Origin of the sequence: Aquabacterium sp., from assembly GCF_029946005.1 — a bacterium.
Taxonomy (GTDB): Bacteria; Pseudomonadota; Gammaproteobacteria; order Burkholderiales; family Burkholderiaceae_C; genus Aquabacterium.
Genome location: NZ_JAQSDR010000015.1, coordinates 241,304 through 264,322 on the forward strand (window position 1 = coordinate 241,304; position 23,019 = coordinate 264,322).

Annotated in this window: 19 protein-coding genes; 4 read left to right on the forward strand and 15 right to left on the reverse strand. The window is 63.5% G+C overall.

The features are described 5' to 3' along the window. Positions 1-4: 4 nt before the first annotated feature. Together PSV38_RS12435 and PSV38_RS12440 are read right to left on the reverse strand one after the other, a co-directional pair. Positions 5-2,134, reverse strand: coding sequence for a TonB-dependent receptor (locus PSV38_RS12435; protein ID WP_300547850.1), 2,130 nt, complete (start codon positions 2,132-2,134; stop codon positions 5-7). A gap of 79 nt (positions 2,135-2,213) precedes the next feature. Beyond that, the gene (locus PSV38_RS12440) at positions 2,214-2,585 is read right to left on the reverse strand and encodes a hypothetical protein (RefSeq protein ID WP_300547851.1); all 372 of its coding nucleotides are present in this window, start codon (positions 2,583-2,585) and stop codon (positions 2,214-2,216) included. 57 nt (positions 2,586-2,642) lie between these two features. On the opposite strand from PSV38_RS12440, the gene PSV38_RS12445 reads away from it, so the two are divergent. Beyond that, positions 2,643-3,143, forward strand: a complete 501-nt coding sequence (locus PSV38_RS12445) for a hypothetical protein (RefSeq protein WP_300547852.1) — start codon at positions 2,643-2,645, stop codon at positions 3,141-3,143. A gap of 98 nt (positions 3,144-3,241) precedes the next feature. Here the strand turns inward: PSV38_RS12445 and PSV38_RS12450 are convergent, their stop codons facing one another. From PSV38_RS12450 to PSV38_RS12470, 5 genes are all read right to left on the reverse strand, one after another. After that, positions 3,242-5,557, reverse strand: coding sequence for an IPT/TIG domain-containing protein (locus PSV38_RS12450; RefSeq protein ID WP_300547854.1), 2,316 nt, complete (start codon positions 5,555-5,557; stop codon positions 3,242-3,244). A 118-nt stretch (positions 5,558-5,675) separates the two neighbouring features. Then, the gene (locus PSV38_RS12455) at positions 5,676-6,431 is read right to left on the reverse strand and encodes a Crp/Fnr family transcriptional regulator (protein WP_300547855.1); all 756 of its coding nucleotides are present in this window, start codon (positions 6,429-6,431) and stop codon (positions 5,676-5,678) included. Continuing rightward, positions 6,428-7,783 carry a c-type cytochrome biogenesis protein CcsB gene (gene ccsB / locus PSV38_RS12460; RefSeq protein ID WP_300547857.1) on the reverse strand — a complete coding sequence of 452 codons (1,356 nt, stop codon included), beginning with the start codon at positions 7,781-7,783 and terminating at the stop codon, positions 6,428-6,430. Before ccsB ends, PSV38_RS12455 begins: the two co-directional genes overlap by 4 nt. A 21-nt stretch (positions 7,784-7,804) precedes the next feature. Beyond that, positions 7,805-9,967 carry a cytochrome c biogenesis protein ResB gene (locus PSV38_RS12465; protein WP_300547859.1) on the reverse strand — a complete coding sequence of 721 codons (2,163 nt, stop codon included), beginning with the start codon at positions 9,965-9,967 and terminating at the stop codon, positions 7,805-7,807. A 138-nt stretch (positions 9,968-10,105) separates the two neighbouring features. Then, complete coding sequence (locus tag PSV38_RS12470) at positions 10,106-10,732, reverse strand: c-type cytochrome (protein ID WP_300547860.1); 627 nt, start codon at positions 10,730-10,732, stop codon at positions 10,106-10,108. Positions 10,733-10,781: 49 nt separating this feature from the next. Between PSV38_RS12470 and yihA the strand changes: the two genes are divergently transcribed. Then, positions 10,782-11,546: a ribosome biogenesis GTP-binding protein YihA/YsxC gene (gene yihA / locus PSV38_RS12475; protein ID WP_300547862.1), complete on the forward strand. Its 765-nt coding sequence runs from the start codon at positions 10,782-10,784 to the stop codon at positions 11,544-11,546. 18 nt (positions 11,547-11,564) lie between these two features. Here the strand turns inward: yihA and PSV38_RS12480 are convergent, their stop codons facing one another. The 7 genes from PSV38_RS12480 to fba form a co-directional block, all read right to left on the reverse strand. Continuing rightward, positions 11,565-12,275, reverse strand: coding sequence for a hypothetical protein (locus PSV38_RS12480; protein WP_300547864.1), 711 nt, complete (start codon positions 12,273-12,275; stop codon positions 11,565-11,567). Between the two features lie 35 nt (positions 12,276-12,310). After that, entirely contained in the window at positions 12,311-13,924 is a 1,614-nt protein-coding gene (locus tag PSV38_RS12485; RefSeq protein ID WP_300547866.1) for a type IV secretory system conjugative DNA transfer family protein, read from the reverse strand. Next, a complete protein-coding gene (locus tag PSV38_RS12490; RefSeq protein ID WP_300547868.1) occupies positions 13,836-14,831 on the reverse strand; it encodes a hypothetical protein in 996 nt (331 codons plus the stop codon). The genes PSV38_RS12485 and PSV38_RS12490 overlap by 89 nt, the downstream gene beginning before the upstream one ends. Before the next feature lie 50 nt (positions 14,832-14,881). Then, positions 14,882-15,793 carry a phosphoribosylaminoimidazolesuccinocarboxamide synthase gene (locus PSV38_RS12495; protein ID WP_300547870.1) on the reverse strand — a complete coding sequence of 304 codons (912 nt, stop codon included), beginning with the start codon at positions 15,791-15,793 and terminating at the stop codon, positions 14,882-14,884. Between the two features lie 83 nt (positions 15,794-15,876). After that, positions 15,877-16,662, reverse strand: coding sequence for a DUF481 domain-containing protein (locus PSV38_RS12500; protein ID WP_300547872.1), 786 nt, complete (start codon positions 16,660-16,662; stop codon positions 15,877-15,879). Positions 16,663-16,671: 9 nt separating this feature from the next. Then, positions 16,672-17,340, reverse strand: a complete 669-nt coding sequence (locus PSV38_RS12505; RefSeq protein WP_300547873.1) for a glutathione S-transferase — start codon at positions 17,338-17,340, stop codon at positions 16,672-16,674. A 102-nt stretch (positions 17,341-17,442) separates the two neighbouring features. Further along, complete coding sequence (fba, locus tag PSV38_RS12510; RefSeq protein ID WP_300547875.1) at positions 17,443-18,507, reverse strand: class II fructose-bisphosphate aldolase; 1,065 nt, start codon at positions 18,505-18,507, stop codon at positions 17,443-17,445. Positions 18,508-18,814: 307 nt separating this feature from the next. Here fba and PSV38_RS12515 point away from each other — a divergent pair, with 307 nt between their 5' ends. Next, positions 18,815-20,671, forward strand: a complete 1,857-nt coding sequence (locus PSV38_RS12515) for an ATP-binding protein (protein WP_300547877.1) — start codon at positions 18,815-18,817, stop codon at positions 20,669-20,671. On the opposite strand, the gene PSV38_RS12520 is transcribed toward PSV38_RS12515, so the two are convergent. After that, the gene (locus PSV38_RS12520) at positions 20,623-21,396 is read right to left on the reverse strand and encodes a hypothetical protein (RefSeq protein WP_300547879.1); all 774 of its coding nucleotides are present in this window, start codon (positions 21,394-21,396) and stop codon (positions 20,623-20,625) included. The two genes, PSV38_RS12515 and PSV38_RS12520, sit on opposite strands and share 49 nt — an antisense overlap. Before the next feature lie 230 nt (positions 21,397-21,626). Between PSV38_RS12520 and PSV38_RS12525 the strand changes: the two genes are divergently transcribed. Beyond that, a complete protein-coding gene (locus tag PSV38_RS12525) occupies positions 21,627-23,018 on the forward strand; it encodes an efflux RND transporter periplasmic adaptor subunit (RefSeq protein WP_300547881.1) in 1,392 nt (463 codons plus the stop codon). Position 23,019 lies beyond the last annotated feature (1 nt).

A 23,019-nucleotide genomic window follows, 5' to 3' on the forward strand; every position in this document is an offset into this window, starting at 1 on the left:
TCGTTCAGAACGCCTTGCTCACCTGCACGCTCAACAAAGCGCTGCGGCCAGGCGATGGCTCGTAGTAGCGCTTGTTGCCTTCGTTCACTATCACCGATCCCACGGCATGCTGGTCGGTCACGTTGTCAATGCGCAGCAAGGTGTTCAAGCGCCAGTCGCCTAAGGCTTGCGTCCAACCGGCGCGCATGGCCCACACGGTGTAGCTGGCCGCCGCTTCAGTATTGATGTCATTGGCCCAGATGCGGCCCGTGTGGCGGGCTTCCACGGCCAACTGCCAGGCGTTGGTGGGGCGCCAGAGCAACTCGGCGTAGGTGGTCTGGCTGGGCACCCCAGGCAGGTCATTGCCCACCGGGACCACGGTGGTGGTCGTGGCCCCGGCGACGGCGGTGCTCTGGAATGAATCGCGGTAGCGGGCCTGCATCCACGCGGCCGAGGTGTACACCGACCAGGTCGGGGCCACACGCCACTGCAGCGAAGCCTCGGCGCCCAGTCGGCGTGTGCGGCCCACGTTCTGGAAGCTCGAACGCCCGCGCTCGTTTCGACTCACGCCGATCTCGTCATCGGTGTCAGTCTGGAACACCGCCACATTCAGCCCACTTTGGATCGACAAGGCTTGCTTGAGCCCGACCTCCAGGTGTCGCCCCTGGCTGGCTTTCAGCCCAGTGTTCCAACCCGTGGCGGATCCGTCCGTGGTCTTGTAGGCAACCTCGTTGAGCGTGGGTGTTTCAAAGCTTTGCCCAGCGGTCACGTACAGGTGCGCAGTGCTGCTCGGCTTCCACATCAAACCCAGCACCGGGCTGGTCGCTGAGAACCCCATGCGGCCACTGTCATCGGGGTTGCCGACCACCACGTAGTGGTCCTGCGAGCGGAAAGTCACCTTGCTCTGACGCACCCCGGCGGTGGCCACCCATTGCTCGGACAAGTCCCACTGCGTCTGCAGGTACTGGTCGCTGTTCTGCGCCCGGTTGTCTTCGTCGCGGCGCAAGGCGCCCTGCACTCCCAGCACGCTGCCCGAGGCCGTGAAGTTCTGATACCCGGCGCGGCGCTCGTCCATCCGATCAACATTCAGGCCGCCCGTGATCGACAGGGGCTGCCCGGCCAAGCTGGTGCGCCAGGTCAGCCGGGCATCCAGGCCCGAGAAATCGCGGTCCAGGTCGATGACTCCACCTGGGTGCGTGGCCGTCCCTTGTGCGCCCAAAGGGATGGACTGGAACTGCACGACCTGCCTCGTGCCGGTGTAACCCAGCAAACGCAACTCGCCAAAGCTCAGCGGCTTGTCATAGACCACCCCCAATTGGCGGTTGGCGATGTCCTTGCGGGTGTTGTAGTCGTAGGCACTGCCCGTGGCCTGCTTTCGGTTAGCCTCCATCTCGGTTTTGGTCAACCCCAGCGGATCCTGCACCTGCGGCATGTTCAGATAGCTGCCCACCACCGTCACCGTCGAGCGGTCCTGCAGCGACCATTTCAGCTTCGCGTTGATCTGGTCGCGCTGCGCCGCGCTGTGGTCGCGAAAGCCATCGGTTTCAAAGTGGCTGGCGTTGATCACATAGTTGACCGGGCCGGTCTCGCCGCCCAGCTTGACCGACTCGCGGTGGAAGCCATCGCGGCTGACGGCGTAGCCCACCGTCACCTCAGGCGTGGGCGGGCCGTCTTCGGTGAACACCTGGATCACGCCGCCCGCCGCATTGCCGTACAGGGCCGACATGGGGCCTCGCAGCACTTCGATGCGTTGGGCCGAGCCCAGGTCGATGGACGAGGCCTGGCCTTGTCCATCGGGCATGGTCAGCGGGATGCCATCGGCATACAGGCGCACACCGCGCACGCCAAAGGTGGAGCGCGCCCCAAAGCCTCGGCTAGAGATCTGCAAATCCTGCGCGTAGTTCTGGCGGTTCAGCACCGACAAACCTGGCACGCGCGTCAAGGCCTCTGACAGGTTGACCAGCGGGCCGGCGCTGCGCAGCGTTTGGCCGGTGACGACGTCCACAGAGGCGCCGATGTCAAACGACGGCTGAGCCGTGCGCGTGGCCGTGACCACCACATCGGGCAAGGCTTGCGCAGCAGCGCTTTGAGCCAGGGTGAGCAGCGCCGTGCCCCAGGCCAGGGTCACCAACGTGGGGCGGAAATTCGGCGTCATCAGGCAATCCTTGAGGTCAGGCCCATGCAGATGATGGGGCAGACCCGGTTTGTAGCCGCTTTTCAGGATGGATGGGGGCTCACAGGGTGTCGCCAAAATCGGTGGACACGACCTCGTCGATCCGGGTACTCAGGGGCTCGCTACCGAACAGTTGCAGCGAGTAGTTCTTCATCTGGTCTCGCACGTTCTTGCGGTTGAACAGCTTTTGCTGCGCTTCAACAGGCAGGTCAGTGACCATGAGGACATTGCGCTGGATCAGGGCATCGATCAGGTCTTCCAGCACCCGCACCAAGTCGGCGTCCAGGCTGGCGAACTGCTGAGCCGGCCCGCCGTCGCCGCCCAGGAAGGCGTGCACCCGGGCGTCGTCAGGCGCCAGGAAATGAGCCCCCGCTTGAGGGTCGCGGTACAAGCTGCTGATCTGGCCGTCGGGAGTGAGCAGTGCGTAGGGCATGATGAAATCATTATCGTCAAAATGGCCGACAACTGAAAGCTTGCCAGGCCCCGAACCATGCCCAGCCCCACTGCATTGCCCCTCCTCAAGGCCCTTGGCCTGGTCGCAATCCTGGGCGGGGTGCTGTACGGCGGCCTGGCCTGGCTGAATGCCGACGAGGATGTGGCCACGCCAGGCGCAGCCTCAGCGCCCAGCGGCGACTCGGTCCCGAACCCGCCCCCTTCAGGCCCCGGCACCAAGCCCATGCCGGGGCGCCAAAATGCCAGAGACGTCGCCCAGGCCTATGCCAGCGATCGTCTGGCAGCAGACGCCCGCTTCAAAGGCCAGCGCCTGCAGATCCAGGGCGTGGTCAACAGCATTGAGCCCGGTCAAGGCCAGATCCTGCTGATCAACCTGGGGGCCGACGAGGGACAAGCCGGGCTGCGCGCGGTGGTGGATGGCGGCAGCCAAGCCCTCGCCCGGCAAGCCGGGGTCGGCCAAGTCCTGAGCCTGGACTGCCTGAACCAGGGGCTGCTCCTCGGAGAGCCCGTGCTGAGCGACTGCCGCGTACTGCCTTGATCCACCGCCACCCGGCATGAAAAAAGGCCACCGGCGGTGACACCGGTGGCCAAAGATGTCTCAAGACATCCCAGGAGAGACTCAGGAAGTCAGGGTACTCACAGCGTCAGCAGGTACTGGACCAGGTTGCCCACCTCGGCCCCCGACTTGGCACACCAGGGGTGCGGCGTGGCCGGCAAACCGATGGGGCCGGGCGCGCCGATCTCGGGGCCAAACTCGCGGCGCAGCTTCTGGTAGTCCCAATAGTAGTGGCCTTCATCGCCGGGCATGGTCACGAAGTACTTGTGGCGCTCGACGAAGGTGTTGCGCGCATCAGCCGTGGTGTCGAAGATGTTCTTCTTCTTGGCCTTGTAGATGCGGAAGACATCGCCCTTGCGGTTCAGGTCAGGGAAGACCGCAGGCTGGTCTGGGGAGCCCAGTGCGGGCCGGGCCGGGGCGTGCAAGGTGTAGTACTGCTTGTACAAGCCAGAGCCTTCGCTGCAACGATCGGGGCTGACCAGGTCTTCCAAGTTGCGCACGTGGCCATCGGTGAGCAGGCCGCGCGACTGCACCCAATACAGATTGCGCAAAAAGGTCACGCGGATGGACTGCTGCTTGTATTGGAAGTCCGACGGCGCGAAGAAGCGGCCCACCTCCTTCAAGGGGATCATCTTCTCGTTGGTGTTGGCGCCCAGCTTGTCCGAGTGACAAGAGGCACACGCCTGGTCGAACGCGGCCTTGCCCTGCGCCACGTTGGCCGCCACGCCGGGGTACTTCTGCCAGGTGTTTTGCACAAAAGCGCCTTCAGACGTGGCGGTGCTGCCTGTCTGCCCCAGCTTGCCGTTGGTCTTGAGCCAGCGGAACAGGCCGACGTTGCGCAGATCATCGTCGTCCTTGTCCAGCACCGACATGTAGGCGGTCAAGGCCTTGAGCGACTTCTGGTCCATCGAGCCCATGGCACCCTCGGGCTCCTGGGCGTGGATGTAGGAGCCCTCGAAGCCCACGTAGGACTCGGTGTGCGACAGCGAGCGGCGGATCGGCAAGTGGTTGGTCACGTTGGGGATGACCATGGGCGAGAACAGGTAGTCGTTGTCGTACTCCGTGCCTTCACCCGCCTTGCGTGTCATCGTCGATTCGGTGGCGCCGCCCGGCATCAGGTACAGCATCGGTGTCTTGTCCACCTTCTTGGTGCCGGTGGACCACGAGGGACCGGGCTCGTTGTCCACGATGTAGGCGAAGGTGGCGGTCGTGTCGGTGGTCTTGTCGCCCAGCACGGTCCAGCGCTGCGTCCACAAGGGGTTGGGCAGGCCGGGGAAGACCTTGGTGAGGTTGCCACTGCCCTTGCTGTAGCTGATCTTGTAGCCGTGGCAGGAGGCGCAGTTGAAGCCGATCCACTTGCCCTTTCCCAGCAGCGGGTGCGAGGACTGGGCGTAGCGGTAACCCACCCACCCGCTGTTGCTGGTCATGCCCGCGGTGAGCTGTGGCTCCACGAGCAGGAAGCCGGGGATGGGGCTTTCTTGCGGGTAGGGGTCGAAGTAGACATCGGCGATGGCCTCATCGGGCACTTGGCCAGCCACCGTCTTGTGGGCGCCGAACAGCAGGGCCGGGTCGGCCACCTTGCGCGTGTAAGGGTCAATGGCCTTGCCACCGAAGATCTTGTCCCAGTCCAGGCTCTTGAACTTGTGGGCCACGCCCAGGCCATAGTCGTAGGACCAGAAGATCTGGCGGCCCAGCTTGGCCATCTCGGCGAAGCTGGTGTTACTGACATTGACCTCGATGGGCACGATGGCCTTGGTGTCGTCCGTCAGGGTCGAGACGATGTCGCAGTTGGGATTGGCCGGGGCCTCCAGGCGCGTCAACTGCGCGTCGATCACGTTGTGAGGCTGGCCGGGCTTCTTGATCGACAAGTTGTAGCCCGTGCGCTTTTGCACCTGCAGCTTCAAGGGGCCTTTGCTGGCATGAGACGGCACCCGGAACTCGACCCGGGTGTCGGACCAGCTCTGCACATCCTTGGGCCAGCTGCTGCGCACCTTGCCGGTCTCGTAATTGGAGCTGGCCAGGATGTCGAGCTTCTGCTCGTACATGGTCAAGTCGGTCTCCAGCACGCGGCTGTTGCCGATCATGATCTTGCTGAAGTCAATGTCGGTGCCCGCACCGAAGCCACTGCCGATCAGCGTGACGGTGTCACCCGGCTTGAGCGAAGGCACCGCACTGCCACCGGCCGTCCAGACCAGCGCGCCGTTGACCAGCATCTGCTGGACCACCGGCTGCGCGAAGTTCTGGGCAGAAGCGGCGCGCTGCTGCTCACGCGGGGCATTGAAGCTGCACACCAGCTCCTGGTCCGGAAAATTGGGGGCCGCATGGCTGAGTGGTGCGCATGCGGCCAGGGCCAACAGCCCCAGCCTGGGCATCGCCCTGTGAAATTGATTGGCCATGAAATACCCCCGGTCCAGCGTTCAACATTGAAGATGAACGCATGGTCGGGGGGCAGGCTGCGTGACGCTGTCGCCTGAACGACAAACGAGGGATAGACCTAGGAAGGGTCTGCCCGGATCAGCCCGCAGCGGGCGCGCGCGAAGGCCCGATCTGCCCCAGCAAGGCCTTGTCCACACAGGACAAACCGGCCACGTCCGCCAGTCGTGCCCGGTCCAGCACCTCGATGCGCCCATAGGCGATCTGCACCACGCCCTGGTCCTGCAGGTTTTGCAGGATCTGGTTGGTGGTCTGGCGCGACAGGCCCAGCATCATGCCCAGTTGCGACTGGCTGATGGGCAGCACGCAGTGGCCCTCCTTGCCCAAGGCAAAGGTCAGCATCACCAGGCGCCGGGTCAGGCGCATGTCGGCCGGCAGCAGGGCCAGGTCCTCCATGCCGATGAAGGCAAAGCGCACCTTCAGGGACATCAGCACGCCAAAGTCGCGCCAATAAACCGGGCGCCGAGACAACAACTCGTTGAGCGGCCCCATGGGCACGTACAACAGGCGCGTGGCGACGTCGGCCACGGCATTGTGGGTGCGCGGCAAGTGGTCGAACAGGGCTATCTCGCCCAGCCACATCGGTGGCTCAACCATCGACAAGATGGCCTCCTTGCCTGACTCGGTCACCCCTGAGATGCGCAGGGTGCCTTCCAGCACTGCGTAAATGCCATCGGCCACATCCCCGCGGAAGAACAGGTGCTCGCCCACCTTCAGGCGTTTGGGCGTGGCCAGTTCCAGGAGGTCGTTCTCAAGACCGGACGACAGGCTTCCGAACCAGGCGTCGGTGCGCAATTGGGCCCGAAGCTCGGGCGTGACCCAAGAGGTGGCGCTCACAGCTGGCCGTAGGAGTGAAGGCCGGACAGGAACATGTTCACGCCCAGGAATGCGAACGAGGTGACCAGCAAGCCACCCAAAGCCCACCAGGCCGCGAAGGTGCCGCGCAGGCCCTTCATCAGGCGCATGTGCAGCCAGGCCGCGTAGTTCAGCCACACGATCAGGGCCCAGGTCTCTTTGGGATCCCAGCTCCAGTAGCCGCCCCAGGCCTCGGCGGCCCAGAAGGCGCCCAGGATGGTGGCGATGGTGAAGAAGGCAAAGCCCACGGCGATGGCCTTGTACATGACGTCATCGAGCACCGCGAAGTCAGGCAGTTGCGCGGCCAGCTTGCGGCGCGCCCCCAGGATGGCGGCCACGATCACGGCGGCGATGCCAAAGTACACGGCCCAGTAACTGCTCAAGGCCTGCTCGGCACCGGGCTTGCTGCGGAACACCAAAGGCTCGAAGCACAGGGCCACACCGATCAGCCACAAGGGCGCCAGCTTCCACCAGCGGGTCTCGGTGGCGTGGGTCTTGACCAGGTAGGCAAAGGCCACCATGGCCGACATCGCGAAGGTGCCATAGCCGATGAAATTGGCGGGCACGTGCAGCTTCATCCACCAGCTTTGCAGGGCGGGCACCAAGGGTTGGATCTCGCTCGCGCCGCGCTCCAGGGCATACCAAAGCAAAAAGCCCACGGCCGCGCTGACCACCAGCATCACGAAGGCGCCCAAGGCCATCAAGGACTGCCCGGCCTTGGCGAAGCGGTCTTCGTAGTACAGCCAGAACAGCGTGGTCATCCACGAGAACAGCACGAAGACTTCGTACAGGTTGCTGACCGGGATGTGGCCAATGTCAGGGGCGATCTGGTGGCTCTCGAACCAGCGCACGAAGGTGCCGACCAGGGCCATGAAAACGCCCGCCCACGCGATGCGTGAGCCCAGCCGCGCGCCGGTGACGCCTTTGCTGAACACGCCGATCCAGTAAAAGAGGGTGCTCATGAAGAACAGCACGCTCATCCACAAGATGGCGCTTTGGCTGGACAAAAAGTACTTGAGCCAGAACACCGTGTCGGCCTGCGCCAGGTCGGCGCCGTGGTCGTCGGTGGCTCGCATGTACAAGGTGATCGCACCCCAGGTGGCCAGGCCCGACAACAGCAGCAGCAAGCGGATCGGGCCCCAGAACCAGGCCAGGGCGATCACGCTGGGCACGGCCGCCACCAGGATGGCGCGCTCGTAGATGTCCATCGAATCGCCAAGGGCGTGGAAGGCCCAGCCGCCCAAGGCCACCACGAGGGCCGCGAAGGCCCAGTCAAACAGCGAACGGCGCCAGCCGCCAGGGGCGGGCAAGGTGGGGTGGACGGAGGTGGTCATGATGGGCTCACTACTTTCAAATCAGGCGCGCGCGTCAGGCGCCAGCACAGCGGTTTTGAGCCGCTCGAATTCGGCATCGGTGTCCAGGGTGTGTCGGGTGGCCGACAAAGCCATCCTGACCTGCGTGCCACCACCAGCATCGTCGCTGTGCAGCCAGACCCAAAGGCGCCGCTCGCGAATGTAGAGCATGGCGAAAACCCCGACAATCAGCAAGACACAACCCAGATAGACCACGTTGCGCCCCGGGGTGCGCGTGACCTGGAAAACGCTGGCTTGGCGCTGCTCGAAGCCGTCGAGCATCAGCACCACCGGCACGGGGTACAAAAACGCGTCCGACATGGACAGCACCGACTGCGTCATGAAAGCGCGGGTCGAGTCCAACTCCATCGACAAAACGGGCAGGCCCGCTTTTTCACGGCTCAGGTTCATCAGTTCGGCCAGGGCGCCGTTGAGGATGCGCACCAGGGTTTCCGACGTGGGTTCGCGCTGGGCCTCGGGCACCACTTTTTCAATGAAGTCCGACAGGGCCTGAAGGCCGCCGGACGCTTGCGTGGGCGCAGGCTCACCTTCCTCACGCGGCGCCACGATGGCCCCGGCGAACAAATCCAGGGCGCGCTGGGCCGACACTGCCAGTTGGGCGGCCAGTTCGGGGCGATCGGGCGGGGCACCATTCAGAGAAAAGCGGCGCACCGCCTCGCGGCGCATGGCCTCGTCGCCCAAAGCTTGGCGCAGGCGCAACCAGCCTTCCATGCTGTTGTTCTCGTCGGCCGGCACGCGCAGGAAGCGGAAATTGTCGGAGGGCGTGTCACGCACCCCCAGCAGGAACAGGGCTTGGCCGTTGAGGTTCACCGGCACCATGTAGTTTTGGTACTCACGCGCCTGGCCCGCCGCATCGCGCAGCTTGTAGGTCACCGAGGGGCCCACGTTGACCAGTTTTTTGTCGCCCGGCGGCTTGGCGCCCGAGCCCAGGTGCTTGCTCAGATCGGCCAGGTTCACACCGCGCACATCGGTCTTGTCCTCACCGGCACCTGCCGAGTCGGACAGGTTTTCAACGTTGATCACCCGCAAGCCGGTGATCTCGACCTTGACCTGGCCTTGGGCATCGGAAGCCAGCGGCAAGGCGTCGCCATTGACCACCCCATGGATCAGGCCCGGCTGCGTGCCCACGCCCTCGCCATTCAGGAACACCGGCTTGAGGCTGACCTGCGAGCCGCCATCTTCAAAGCTGGATTGGAAGATGGTGACGCCGTCGTAGACCACCGGGTGGTTGACCTCGACCGTGGCGGTTTTGGTGGTGTTCGTGCGCGGATCGTGTATGACGATGTCGCTGGCGAAACGCTTGGGCATGCCCGTGGCGTAGTAATCGACGTTGAACTTCTTCAGCTCGACCTCGAAGGGCAAGGGCTGCAGCAGCATGCCCTTGTCCAGGTTGAGCACCGCAGAGTTGGAGCGCTGGCCCTCCGCCACGAACAACTGCGCGCGGTAGGCCGGGTTGCTCACGCTGAGGCGACTTTGCTCGGTCACCTGGCCACCCTTGAAGGGCTGCAGGTTCTGCGCCCAGGCCTGCACTTTGACGATCAGGTCACCATCGAACAGCCCGCCCACGCACACCAGCACGATGGCGGAGTGCGCCGCGATGTAGCCCAGCTTGTTGGCCGCCCCCAGCCGCGCCGCGATCATCACCCCCGCCGCCTTGCCCGCGCCGCCCGTGCGCACCTGGCTCTTGATGGACCAGCCCGTGCTGGACAACAGTTGTTGCACGCGCGCCTGCGCCTCCCCCAAAGGCTGGGCCAGCGAGCCTTCGGCCCGGTGGTGGAAGGCGTTCAAGGCCTGCTCGCGGATGCCTTCCTTGTGGTTGCGAAAATCGACCAGGATGCGGGGCGCATTGCGCGCGATGCACAGGCTGGTCGAGGTGACCAGAAACGCCAGGATCAGCAAGAACCAGGGCGAGCTGTAGATGCGGTAGAGGCCCAGGGCCCCGTACACCTCGGCCCAGAAAGGCCCGAACTGCTCGACGTAATTGGTGGCCGGTTCGCCCTGGCGCACCACGGTGCCAATGGCCGAGGCCACGCAAATCACCGTGAGCAGCGAAATCGCAAAACGCATGGACGACAGCAGTTCCAGCAGATCGCCCCGCAAGGAGCGCGCTGGAAGGGCCGTCGGGGTATCAGCAAGAGAGCTCATGTTTCAACCAACTTCAAGGTGAAGCACCTCATGAAGAACGCCGGGCACAAAAAAGGCGGCAGCCTGCTGGCCCCGCCCGGGATGGTTGCCTTTTCAGGGTCGAGCCGGAATCAGCATCGACCCGACCTGCGCCGGGATTCAGCGCAGACCAGCGATGTAGTCGGCCAGGGCGTCGATTTCCTTGTCGCTCAGGTTGGCCGCGATGGAGGTCATCGACGCATTGTTGGTGCGATCACCCTGGCGGAAAGCCGTCAACTGCGCCTTGACGTAATCGGCGTGCTGGCCGCCCAGGCGAGGATATTGCGCCGGGATGCCCGAACCCGTGGGGCCGTGGCAGGCCGCGCAGGCCGGCACCGTTTTCTTGGCGATGCCGCCACGGTAGATTTTTTCACCCAAGGCCACGGTGTCCTTGTTCTTGGCAAAGCCATCCTTGGCCTTTTTGCCCGCGTAGAAAGCCGAGATGTTGCGGATGTCTTCAGGCGTGAGCGCTGCGGCCATGCCGGTCATGACGGCGTTTTTGCGCACGCCCTCCTTGAACTCGGTCAGCTGCTTGGCCAGGTACTGGGGGTGCTGCCCCTGCAGGATGGGGTAGGTGGCGGCGCCACGCGAGCCATCGGCCGTGTGGCAGGCAGCGCACATGGCGGCCTTGGCTTCGCCGGCGGCCAGATCAGGCTTGCCGGCGGCTTTGGATTCAGAACCATGGGCCACACCCGACAGGGTCAAGACCATCGAGGCAAGGGCAATCAGACTGGAAAGACGCTTCATGACGGTGTGTGGGTTTGAACTGTGAAACTCATTGATTTTACAATGCCTGATGACCGAACCTACGATTTCCCCGAAAGACGCCCTCGCCTGGACCCACACGGCTCGGTTTTTAACCACAGCCGCCAAGCTAGAACAGCTCCCGCCCTCGGAGTTACCCGAAGTTGCCTTCGTGGGCCGGTCCAACGCGGGCAAGTCCACCGCGATCAACACGCTGGCCCAGCAACGCCAACTGGCATTTGCCTCTAAAACCCCGGGGCGTACCCAGCACATCAACCTGTTCCAGGTGGGCCCCAAGGCCGCGCCCAACCTGCATTGGGCCGACTTGCCCGGCTACGGCTACGCCGCCGTGGACCGCACCGCCAAGCTGCGTTGGCAAGAGGTGATGGCCCAATACCTGGCCGTGCGCCGCAACTTGACGTGCGTTGTCCACATGGTGGATTCACGCCACGGTTTCACCGAACTGGACCGCAATCTGCTGGAATTTGTGGGCCCGCGCGTGCGCATGGGCGAGGTCAAGCTGCTGGTGCTGCTGACCAAGGCCGACAAGCTCAACCGCAAGGAGGCCGACGCCGCCCTGCGCCAGGCCAATGAGGTGCTGAGCGCCTTGAAGACCGAATCCTCCGACATGAACATCATGCTGTTCTCATCGGTCAAGAAGACGGGCGTGGGTGAAGCGGCGGTGATGCTGCGCGGCTTGGCCACGACCGACGAGGTGGCGCTGCACGAGGCCGAAAAGGCCGCCGTCCGCGCAGCAGAGCTGGCCGAATTGCGCGGGGACGATCTGGACAGCAAGGGACGCCCTCGGCGTCGTTGATGGGTTGAGCCTGGATTTTCAGCGTGAATCGTCTCGCGTCTGTTCTTCCAGCAACCGTTGGCGCTCTTGCTCCTGTTGTTTGACCATGTCTTCGATCATCTGCGCCTTTTGCTCTTCAAAAGCCGCTCGCATCAGGGTTTGTTTTTCGGGGTCGGCACCGGCGATCCGCTCTTTGAAATTGGCTTCAATGGTCTGCAATTTTTGCAACTCGTCTTGCATCTCATTGAAGCGCTGCACGTCGTCGGACGGAGGCTTGGCCAAGGCTTCTTCAATTCGCTGCTCCCTGACGGCCTCGGGGGTGAGCAGATGCTGAATGCCCTCGGCGATGTACTGCACCTCGGATGCGATGGCCTCGAACAAAGGCTTGCCTTGTGAGGCGATCTGCCCGAGCATGATCGGCCCGGCCAGGGCAAGCTCCGCGCCCGCGCCGATCTCATGTTGGCTGCCCAGGTGGGCCAGCACGGGATCAAACTGTTTGCTGGCCACTTCGATGTGCAACTCATGCCTGGCTGCTTGCACCTGCTCTGTTTGCCCCAGCACGGGCCTGACCGCGAGGTCAGCAATCTGGCTGTTCAGATTGCTGAGCTCTGCGGTGATTTTGTCCAGATCGGTGCGCAGCTCCTGGCGGCGCGCCTCAGCATCGGCATCCAGGGATTTCAGTTGCTCGTCCAGCGCCTTTTGCTGCGCCTCCAAGGCTGCACGCTCTTTCCGCAGGGAATCCACGTCCATGTCGCTACTCGCTTGTCGATGAGGTCAGAGTCGGCTCAAAGGCTGCCCATGCGGCTGGCCAATTCCGGGTCTTGCCAAGCAAAGGCTTTTTTGACCTTGCCCGGCTTGCTGGCTGTGCCCAGCACGATCTGATAATCACCCCAATCGGGGCCGGCCAGGGCGCTGGCCTCCACCACCTTGCCCCGCACGCCATCGAGCGCGCCTTGTTTGTAGCCGATCTGCTCGGACAGGCTCTCGGCCATGCCATCTTGCAGCCCGGGGTTCATGTAGATGCGCACACCGCAGCTGCCAATCATGCCCTTGCCGTTCTTGTAGGCCTCTTCAAGCTGCCCCAGGCTCTGCGCAAACAGCCACAACTGCAGCTTGTATTTGCGCCCGATGTTGAGGGCTTCATCAATGGGCGGCATGTTCTTGAGGCGGGGCAATTCGTCCAGCATGAACAGGATTTTCTTGGCGTCTGCTGGGGGCACCGCCCCGCCCGTGAGCATGCGGATGTGCTGCCCGATGAACACCCGTATCAGAGACAGGTAGGCATCCACCTCGTTGGGGCGCATGTAGATGTAGATGGTGGGATTGCTGCCATCGCGCAGGTCCAGCGGGCTCCAGTCTGATCGATCGGTGACGCGGGCGACGCGCTCACCACCCCACGCGCCCAGGCTGGACCGCGCCGTCTGCATCACGCTGCTGAGCGTCTTCTCATTCATGGTCGACAGCGACTGCCCGTGCTGGACCATCACGCGCACATCCACCGCCATGCGCAAGCCCATGATCATCTCGTCCCAGGCCCGGCCGCCATGCATGATGTCCAGCACCGCGTGCATGGGGCGGTTGGGCGGCGTGTTGGCGTAGCAGACGTGGGCGATGGCGGCGGTCAGCACCGTGCGGGCTTCGTTCTCCCAGAACTGGTCGGCCCCACCAGAGGGCACGATCATCATGTCGGCCAGCAGGCGCGCGTCCTCCCAAATGTAGTCAGCTTCGCTGCGCACGAAGGTCAGCGGGTTGTAGTGGTGGCTGCCTTGGGGCTCCAGCGGACTGAATTTGTACACGGGGCCGACATGCTCCGAGCGCCATTTGCTGGTCTTCTCGTACAGGTCGCCGGAGATGTCGAGCACCACGGCCGGGCCGCGCCAGGTCAGCAAATTGGGGAACACGTTGCACTGCGTTTTGCCCGATCCTGGCGGCGCGATCGAGATCAGCGACTCGTCGCCCGAGAAGGTCAGAGGGGTGCCGTCTTCCAGCAAGCCGATGCGCAAGGCCTGGTCGCTGCGCGGCTGGAAGATCGAGCGCGGGCGCCCGTCAGGCCCAGAAGCTTGCAGGTCGGCGCCACTCAGCCACGTTGCGCCCGAGCCGCTGGATTCAAAGAAGATCGGCCGCAACTCGGCTTTGACGGCCTCCAGCCGTGGGTCAGCATCAGGTGTGCCGATGACCTTGAGCACGTGGTTGACCACGGCCTCGGTTTTTGCGTCCATTTTGCTGCAGTAAAAATCGATCGCGGCATGGGCATCGCGCGCCGCGTCGGGCCCCAGCAGATAGTTGTACTCGTCGATGTGCGCCTTGCCTTCACCCCAGATGAGACCAAAGCGCGCCCACTCCCACCAGGGCAGTTGGCCATCCACGGCGTTGTTGAGCAGCTCGACGGCACGCAGCATCTGGCGGTGCCGGGGGCTCCATGGCGGCCAGATTGCGGTTGATGGAAAAGGCGACGTATGCCACACCCAGCCCGGCCTCCGGCGGGGGATCCCACCAGGTGGCGTAACTCACGGTGCCCTGGTTGCCCGCGAACAGTTGCTGGATGCGAGCAGCCCGCTCGGCCGCCGTGGCGCCAAACTTCTCCAAGTGCTCGGCCTTCCACTGCGTGAATTTCAGGCGCTTGGCCAGCTCGGCCTTTTTCTCGGCTTTTTTCTTTTTGCGTGCCCGCAACCACCACCAGGCGATGAGGGCCACGATCAGCAGCCCAATCGCCTTGAATAGGGTTCCCCAAGCGCTATCCCGGCTTTGCTGTTCCCGGGCAACAGCCGCCTCGTATTTGGCGACGTTGGCCGCGGCATCCTGAGCGCCCTGCCTGCGCTGGGCCTCAACCGCATAGGGGTTGCCAGAAATGCGAACCACCTTCGCCTGGAAAATTTTGTCGGCCGCTTGCTCCACCGCGCGGCGCTCCTCCAAAGGCAGTGCATTCAGCTGGCGAGACAGCTCTCGGTACCTGGGCAGGATTCTGGCCCTCATTTGCTGCGCCTCAGCCGTGTTGCCGGACTTCCGGATCACGACGTCAACTTTGGCATCTTCCAGTCGGTATTCGGCCCAGGCCTCCGTCAGAGACTGCTCTGCCCATGCGGGCGAAATCAGCGCGATCCATGCCAGAAATACCCAATGCATCAGGGGCAGGATTCTGGCCCTCAGTGGTTGCCCATGAAAAATGGAGAAGGCTAATCCTGCGCGTGCATGGGTCATGATGCTCAGATGCGGTTGGTCAAACATGATTGATTCGACGAGTCTACAGGCGGGATTTGACAGCGTAGCCGCCGCCGCGAGACTCACTCGCCCATCCATGCCAGCCATGGGATAAGCAATTTGCTGGCCGACCTCAGGCCGAGCACAACCCTCCTTGGTCAGGCCCCCGTCAATCGGGTCAAGGCTTCGCGGTACTTCGCCGCCGTGTGCTCGATCACATCGACGGGCAACGCAGGCGAGGGCACGGTCTTGTCCCAGGGCTGGCCATTCACCGTGGCCTGCTCCAGCCAATCGCGCAAAAACTGCTTGTCGTAACTGGGCGGGTTGGCGCCAGCCTTGAAAGCCGCCTCGTAGCCCTCCGAGGGCCAGAAGCGCGAGGAATCGGGCGTGAGCACCTCGTCCATCAGGGTCAGCGTGCCCTGCTCGTCCAGGCCGAACTCGAACTTGGTGTCGGCGATGATGATGCCCTTGGTCAGCGCGTAGTCGGCGGCGGCCTTGTACAGCTGGATCGAGACGTCGCGCACGCGCTCGGCCAGGTCCACACCAATGATCTCGACCATCTTGTCGAAGCTGATGTTCTCGTCGTGATCACCCATCTCGGCCTTGGTGGCGGGCGTGAAGATGGGCTCGGGCAGTTTGCTGGCGTTCTTCAGACCCGCAGGCAACTTCACGCCGCAGACTTCGCCGTTGTGCTGGTATTCCTTCCAGCCGCTACCCGCCAGGTAGCCGCGCACCACGGCCTCCACGGGCAAAGGCTTGAGCTTCTTGACCAGCATGGAGCGGCCTTCCACCTGGGCGCGCTCGGTGGCAGACACGGCACTGACCGGCTCGTCGCCCGTCAGGTGGTTGGGCACGATGTCTTTCAGCAGCTCGAACCAGAACAGGGCCATTTGCGTGAGCAAAGCGCCCTTGCCGGGAATGGGCTCGCCCATGATGACGTCGAAGGCGCTGATGCGGTCGGAGGCCACCATCAGGATGCGGCCTTCGCCCACCGAGTAGTTGTCGCGCACCTTGCCACGGGCAAGCAAAGGCAGGGATTGCAGGGCAGAGGTGTGCAGGGCGGAGGTCATCGGCGGTCGGCTTTCATCGTCATCGTCAAAACGGATCGGGGCGCGCGGCCCCAGCCCAGATTGTGCCGCTCAATCCAAGGTCTTCAATCCAAGGTCAATTGCACGCCGGTCACCACCAGGGTGTCGGTTTTTTTCAAGCCGGTGCCCGGATCGCTGTTGTAGCGCATGCTGGCGTTGACGGACAGCTTCAGCTTGGCGGTCATGGCCACGGCCAGACCGGCCTTCCACTCGGCCCGCAGGCCACTGCTGTCCAGCGCGGGCGACAGCGACAGTTGCTGCTTGAACGTGGTGTTGTCGGTCAGGCGGTGGCTGGAGTTTTCACCCAGCAACATTTCCACCCGCCCCAGCGACGTGCGGACCTGGTCGTTCACCAGGGTGGGCCGGGTGTAGCGGTCTTGCGCGTAGCCCAGACCCATGGTCACGTCAAAAATGGTTTCTGGCGTTTCGATCACGTGGTAACCAGCGCCACCGCCCGCCGTGACGCGCAAGTCGAGATTGGCGGGCCGGTCCCGCAGGCCGCCCACCTGGCCAAACAGGAAGACCAGCGGGGTCACGTTGTGGTCGTAACGGCTGTCAGCGGCCACCTGCTCGGCCGTGGTGCCTTTGGCATCCTTGGCGTACAGCAGGCGACCGTTCACCGTCCACTTGCCATGGGCGCTGAGGCGCGCACCGTCGGCGTTGACCGTGGCGCTGGATGACTCGGTGTTGCCCGAAGACACGCTGGCGCCCAAGCCCAACTCCCAACGCCAGTGATCGAGCTTGACGTTGGGTGGCGGAGGGGCAACCGGGGCGATGGGCGCGAGCGACTGGGCCATGGCGGCGCCATTGATGATGGCCAAAATTGCCAAGGCGCTGAAACGATGAAACATCGGCATCGCTCAGAGCCCCGGGGCGGCTTTCGTGGCCGCCAACGCGCGCGCCTGGTCGGCTTTGCGGTCTGCGGCCACCTTCTGGGCGGTGGGGCGCTGTTCGATCAACTTGACGTAGGTTTTCCAGTCGATGCCCGCAGCCACGACCAGGTCTTCGCCACAAACCAGCTTGGTGGCCAAGCCCGCCAGGGGCAGGTGCACGTAGGCAGCGCAATCCACGGCCGAGAAGGTGTCGCCCGCCACGTAGGGGCCAAACACGGCCAGTTGCTTGAAGGCGGCCAGGTTCTTTACCAGGTCGTCCTTGACCCTCGCCACGAACTTGTCGGACAAGGTGCCGCCAAAAAAGGCCTGCGGGTAAAGCTGGCGCGCGCACAACTCAACGTGCAACTCCAGGAAGGTGTTGATCTCGCGGTGCTTGGCGGCCAGCCAGGGATCGGCGGGCACCAGGGCTGGCGTGGGATGACTCGCCTCGATGTAGTCCATGATCACCTGGCTCTCGCACAGGTGGCCGTGCTCGGTCTGCAGGTAGGGCACCTTGCCCAGGGGCGACATCAGCTTGTCGACCGGTGCATCCTTGGTGCGCACCAGCACCTCCTCGAAGGGCAGCCCTTTCTCAAGCAGGGCCAGCTTGACCTTGTTGTAGTAGTTGGACAAGGAAAAGCCGTGAAGCTTGAGCATGGGGTGGTTCTCCAAAGAAAAAAGCCGACCCCAAGCTTAACGCTGGTGTCGGCTTCTTGCGCCAGCCGCGCTGTAAAGCGCCGCGCTGGTGCGGGATATCGATCAGGCCACCACTTGCGCCAGCTTGCCGTTGGCGTATTGCGCGGCAATGTCCACCAGGGAGACGGCCTTGATCTTGCCGCCCTGCCCTTCGCAACCGAACTCCATGTAGCGTTGCTTGCAGATTTGCTTGGCGGCTTCGCGGGCGGGCTTGAGCCACTCGCGGGCGTCGAACTTGTCGGGGTTCTCGAACAGGAACTTGCGCACGGCGGCGGTCATGGCCAGGCGAATGTCGGTGTCGATGTTGATCTTGCGCACGCCGAACTTGATGGCTTCCTGGATTTCCTCAACGGGCACGCCGTAGGTTTCCTTCATCTTGCCGCCGTACTGGTTGATGATGGCCAGCAGTTCGGAGGGCACCGACGAGGAGCCGTGCATCACCAGGTGGGTGTTGGGAATGCGCTTGTGGATCTCTTTCACGCGCGAGATGGCCAGGATGTCGCCCGTGGGCTTGCGCGAGAACTTGTAGGCGCCATGGCTGGTGCCGATGGCAATCGCCAGGGCGTCGAGCTGTGTTTCGCGCACAAAGATGGCGGCTTCTTCCGGGTCGGTCAGCATCTGGCTGTGGTCCAGCTTGCAATCGGCACCGATGCCGTCTTCTTCGCCGGCTTCACCGGTTTCGAGGTTACCCAGGCAGCCCAGCTCGCCTTCCACCGTCACGCCGACCTTGTGGGCCAGTTGCACGACACGGCGGGTCACGTCGACGTTGTAGGCGAAGTCGGCCGGGGTCTTGCCGTCTTCACGCAGCGAGCCGTCCATCATCACCGAGCCAAAGCCCAGGTCAATGGCGCCCTGGCAGATCGCGGGCGACTGGCCGTGATCCTGGTGCATCACCAAGGGGATGTGGGGGTAGGTTTCAACTGCCGCCTGGATCAGGTGCTTGATGAAGGATTCACCGGCGTACTTGCGGGCGCCCGCGCTGGCTTGCAGGATGACCGGCGCGCCAATTTCGTCGGCGGCTGACATCACGGCCTGCACTTGTTCCAGGTTGTTGACGTTGAAAGCCGGAATGCCATAGCCATTTTCGGCGGCATGGTCCAGCAGTTGGCGCATGGAAACGAGTGGCATGTGAACCCCCAGAAAAGTCGGATGAATGATGGAAATGCAAAGCGCGGCAAGACCTGAGCCCGCCGCACGACTGAGGTGATTCTACTGATGTGGCCGGACAAACGCGCCCCCCAGGTGAAGGTGACGGACACAAAGCCTGCACGCAAGGTGTTTGACGCGGGGCAAAAGCGGGCTCAAAATGCGTTGGGGTTTTTCACTCAGTGCAACAATTGTCACGAATACTTGTCAGAATGGATCTGAATGCACAGCTTTCTCGCTGTGTTTCACATATTCATTGTTCGTGGTGAGCTGTAACGCTATGAACCGCATGTCCATGCCCAAATCTTTCCTGGAACTGGATCCGGAACTCCGCTCGAAAATCAAAGCGGAACAGTTCCGAATGATGATGGCGATGGCGACGCCAGCCACGGTGGCGGCGACGCTGTTTGCCGTGCTGACCACGCTGTTTTTCCACCATCAGGTGGCCAATTCACTGGTTCATTGGTGGCTGGGCCTGAAAATAGGCATCGCGATTCCACGCATCATTCAGCAGGAGTGGCACAAATACCGTGGCGCACCGGCTTCTCAAAACTGGCAGCGGGCCACGCTGGGCTTGATGCTCATTGATGGCTTCATCTGGGGTTTGGCCGGCATCTGGCTCACCCCGGCCAACGATTTGCTGACCTCCACCCTGATTGGCGTGGGTTTGGCGGGCGTGGCCACTTTGGCCACTTTCACGCTTCATTCCAATTGGGTCAATAACGCCGCTTATTGCGTGCCAATGGTGCTGCCTGCGGCCTTGGTCTTTCTAAATCGACAGGATCCCCTGAGTTTGTACACGGGTGCGGGCCTGCTGGTGTTTCTGACTTGTTTGCTGTCGGTGGCTTGGCGCGGCCAGAAACACATCGTCGAATTGATCCGCCTGCGTTTTGTGACCGACCGAATTGCCCACGACCGCGAAACCGCCCTGCAATTGGCCGAACGCCAAAATGCCATGAAAAGCCAATTTGTGGCCACCATGAGCCACGAATTGCGCACCCCGCTGCACGGCATCCTGGGCCTGACGCGGATGATCCAGTCGGCCGACCTGGACCTGGAAAACCGCAAACGCCTGGGGCTGGTGGAACGCTCGGGCGAACACCTGCTGTCCATCATCAATGACATCCTGGATTTTTCGCGCATTGAGGCCGGGCACCTGTCGGTGGAAAACCAGGCTTTTGACCTGAGCGATGTGCTGGACGATTTGGTGGCCCTGACCTCGGTGACGGCCTCGGGCAAGGGCCTGACGCTGCTGACGCAAGTTCAGTTGCCGCGCCCTTGTTACGTGGTCGGCGATGCCGCGCGCGTGCGCCAGATTTTACTGAACCTGATTGGCAACGCGGTGAAGTTCACCGAGCGCGGCCAGATTCGCTTGAGCGCCCACCGGGTGGTGAGCCAGGACGGCCAGCACGCGCCCGTGGTGATGCGCGTGTCGGACTCGGGCATCGGCATCGCACCTGCGGACCTGGCCAGCATCTTCGACCCGTTTCACCAGGTGGACAACTCGCTGGGCCGACGTTTTGGCGGCACTGGCTTGGGTTTGACCATCTCGCGCGAGATCTGCCGGGCGATGCAAGGTGAGATCACTTGCTCCAGCGTGCAGGGCCAGGGATCCAGTTTCGAGGTCACCTTGCCCTTGCCCGCTCACACCGCGGCACAGGCCCCGGCGCCCCGGCGTTACGACAGCACGGCGCCTGCGCCGCTGGACGCCAGCCGAACACCCGTGGCCTTGCACGGGCACGTGCTGCTGGCCGAAGACAACGAGGTCAACGCCATGGTGGTGGAGGCCCTGCTGCTCCGCCACGGCCTGACGGTGGAACACGTGCCGGACGGCCTGGAAGTGGTGCACCGCATGTGCGGCAACCACCCGCGTCCTGACCTGGTCTTGATGGATTGCCAGATGCCGGCCATGGACGGCTTCGAGGCCACGCGCCAGATCCGGGCCGACGAGCAGTCACGCGGCTTGGCGCGCACCCCCGTGGTGGCCCTGACCGCCAGCGCCCTGGCTGAGGACAGCGAACGCTGTTTGGGCGCGGGCATGGACGCGCACCTGCCCAAGCCTTTCCGCGAAGACCAGTTGCTGTCCGTGCTGCTGGCTCACCTGCCGCTGGCCACGCCGTCCCTGTCCTTGAACGCGGCGGCCTGATCGGCCCGGCGCGGCCGGGCCCAACCGGAACTCACGGCCGAAAACACCTGAATATCAGGGTGATGGGTTTGAAACATGAAACCATACAGCGGGTGCTGCTTGGCGTGCCAGTTTCTTTCCGCCCCATAGACGTCGAACTTCAACACCTTGTGTTCGATGCCACCGGCATGCTTCAAGGGGATTTTCCGGCCATCCCCAAAGATATCCACATAACCCAATGCCTCATAAATTCGGTCAAGCGGTCGGCGGGCCCCGATCAGAATGAATGGCAACTGCATGGCGCAACAATACAGATAACAGGCCTTGATCAAGGCCTGGCGGGTGGTGAACTGGTTATAACCCGGCCTGACCGAAAACCTGGTGATTTCTGTCAAGGCCTGTTTTTTCAAATCAGGGGGAATATCCACGCTGCCCTCCAGCAGCAGGGGCTGGTGCGTGTTGCTCTGCAGGCGAGCGGTGCCAATGGCCTCGCCCGTGATTTTATCTTCCGCCAGGAAAATCACCGTGCCAGGTGATTTGTCCAGGGCATCTGGAACCAGCATGTTGTCGGCCATGTGGGGTAAATGGTGCCCATAGGCCGCCGACCTTAATTCACACACTTTTTGCAGTTGCTCCTCAGTTCTGACGAGCTTCATCACAAATGGCAGGCTGTTGTTGGCCCCGCCTTGCTCGTCTAACTCATCATCCTTCGGAATCCGTGACGGTGACGCGATGGAATACTGCATGTGTGCCTCTTGCGATTTAATACATCTGGAAGGGCTCCAAGGATTTGGCACAAACCCTGAACCGTTTGAAAAATTTTGTCACACCTTGTCTCAATTTGAAATACCAAACCACTTGATTGAGGGGATTCAAACGGGGGGTCAAGCCACACTGCCCCTGTCTTATTCAACGATCGCGCGCGCACCGAACGTTGAATGATTCGGCCTTGTTGTCACCCACAAGGAAGCCGACGGTGTCCTCCCGCCCGCCTTTGGCGCCCACCAACCCGGTTTTGCTGGCCGAGTTGGCCGCCGCCAGCAGCGCCCGAGAAGGGGCCTTGCTGCTGCTCGCCACCCTGGCCACGCAAGTGGGTGCCAGCCGCGCCTGCCTGGCCTGGTGGCACCGTGGACACGCGGTGACAGGCGAGGCCCAGTGGACCAGCCCCGAGGCGCCCGACACCGCCGCTTTGCTGCCCACGCAACGAGGCGCGGCGTTGGACGAGGCCATCGACCAGGGCGTCACCTTGAGTTGGCCGCCGATCCTGCCCGACCACGACCAGTGGGTAACGCTGGCGCACCGCACCCTGGCGCAGCGCCTGGACTGCGCGGTGCTGAGCGTGCCCTTGCCCGCTGGCGCCACGCCCACTGGTGCGCTGGGCCTGGAATGGTCGCGGGGCCAGCCGCCCGTCACGCCCGGCATGCAGCAGTTCATCGAAGACACGGTGGCGCAGTGCGCCCCATTGCTGGCCTGGCAGCGCCAGGCACAGCGCCCCTGGCATTGGCATGGGCGCCAAGCGATTCTGCGGCGCTGGCGGGACCTGAAAAACCATGAACACCCATGGCGGCGGCGCGGTTTGACGCTGGCCGGACTGGCGCTGGCGGTGCTGGCCCTGGTCCCCCTGCCTGACCGCATCGGGGGCCGTGGCCGCATCGAGGGTGCTGAACAGCGCGTGCTGGTGGCCCCCAGCGATGGCTTCATCAAGGCCACCCACGTGCACCCCGGCGACCGGGTCAAGGCGGGCCAGGTGCTGGCCGACCTGGCCGAGCAGGACCTGAAACTGGAGCGCGACAAGTGGGCCAGCCAGATGGCCCAGCACGAGAACAGCTACGCGGGCGCCATGACCCGGGCCGACCGCGCCGACGCGGCCATGAGCTTGGCCAAGGTGCAGGAAGCACAGGCCCAACTCGCTTTGGTCGACGAGCAGTTGCAGCGCTCGCAGTTGAACGCGCCCTTCGATGGCGTGGTGATCCAGGGTGACCTGAGTCAGTCGATTGGCGCGCCGGTGCGGCAAGGCGATGCCCTGCTGACGGTGGCCAGCACGCGGCAATACCGAGTGATCATCGAGGTCGATGAAACCGATGTGGGCAAGGTGCACGCGGGTCAAACCGGGGCGCTGGCTTTGTCCGCCTTGCCTTGGGACACGCTGGACCTGCGCGTGGTGCGCATCACCCCGCTGGCCCAGGCCCACGAGGGCCGCAATGTGTTCGATGTGCAGGCCGAGTTCACCGGCCCGGTGCCGCCCGAAGTGCGCCCTGGCCTGATGGGCCAAGCCAAGTTGGTGGTCGGCCAGCGCCCCTGGTTGTGGACGCTGGTGCGCCCCTTGCTGGAGCGCGCACGGCTGGGCCTGTGGTCCTGGTGGGGCTGAC

What these genes read in the sequence shown, in the direction of transcription:
- PSV38_RS12435 (WP_300547850.1), bottom strand. Translation starts at nt 2,134, where the DNA reads ATGACGCCGAATTTCCGCCCCACGTTGGTGACCCTGGCCTGGGGCACG.
- PSV38_RS12440 (WP_300547851.1), bottom strand. Translation starts at nt 2,585, where the DNA reads ATGCCCTACGCACTGCTCACTCCCGACGGCCAGATCAGCAGCTTGTAC.
- PSV38_RS12445 (WP_300547852.1), top strand. Translation starts at nt 2,643, where the DNA reads ATGCCCAGCCCCACTGCATTGCCCCTCCTCAAGGCCCTTGGCCTGGTC.
- PSV38_RS12450 (WP_300547854.1), bottom strand. Translation starts at nt 5,557, where the DNA reads ATGGCCAATCAATTTCACAGGGCGATGCCCAGGCTGGGGCTGTTGGCC.
- ccsB (WP_300547857.1), bottom strand. Translation starts at nt 7,783, where the DNA reads ATGACCACCTCCGTCCACCCCACCTTGCCCGCCCCTGGCGGCTGGCGC.
- PSV38_RS12465 (WP_300547859.1), bottom strand. Translation starts at nt 9,967, where the DNA reads ATGAGCTCTCTTGCTGATACCCCGACGGCCCTTCCAGCGCGCTCCTTG.
- PSV38_RS12470 (WP_300547860.1), bottom strand. Translation starts at nt 10,732, where the DNA reads ATGAAGCGTCTTTCCAGTCTGATTGCCCTTGCCTCGATGGTCTTGACC.
- yihA (WP_300547862.1), top strand. Translation starts at nt 10,782, where the DNA reads ATGACCGAACCTACGATTTCCCCGAAAGACGCCCTCGCCTGGACCCAC.
- PSV38_RS12480 (WP_300547864.1), bottom strand. Translation starts at nt 12,275, where the DNA reads ATGGACGTGGATTCCCTGCGGAAAGAGCGTGCAGCCTTGGAGGCGCAG.
- PSV38_RS12485 (WP_300547866.1), bottom strand. Translation starts at nt 13,924, where the DNA reads ATGCTGCGTGCCGTCGAGCTGCTCAACAACGCCGTGGATGGCCAACTG.
- PSV38_RS12490 (WP_300547868.1), bottom strand. Translation starts at nt 14,831, where the DNA reads ATGGCTGGCATGGATGGGCGAGTGAGTCTCGCGGCGGCGGCTACGCTG.
- PSV38_RS12495 (WP_300547870.1), bottom strand. Translation starts at nt 15,793, where the DNA reads ATGACCTCCGCCCTGCACACCTCTGCCCTGCAATCCCTGCCTTTGCTT.
- PSV38_RS12500 (WP_300547872.1), bottom strand. Translation starts at nt 16,662, where the DNA reads ATGTTTCATCGTTTCAGCGCCTTGGCAATTTTGGCCATCATCAATGGC.
- PSV38_RS12505 (WP_300547873.1), bottom strand. Translation starts at nt 17,340, where the DNA reads ATGCTCAAGCTTCACGGCTTTTCCTTGTCCAACTACTACAACAAGGTC.
- fba (WP_300547875.1), bottom strand. Translation starts at nt 18,507, where the DNA reads ATGCCACTCGTTTCCATGCGCCAACTGCTGGACCATGCCGCCGAAAAT.
- PSV38_RS12515 (WP_300547877.1), top strand. Translation starts at nt 18,815, where the DNA reads ATGTCCATGCCCAAATCTTTCCTGGAACTGGATCCGGAACTCCGCTCG.
- PSV38_RS12520 (WP_300547879.1), bottom strand. Translation starts at nt 21,396, where the DNA reads ATGCAGTATTCCATCGCGTCACCGTCACGGATTCCGAAGGATGATGAG.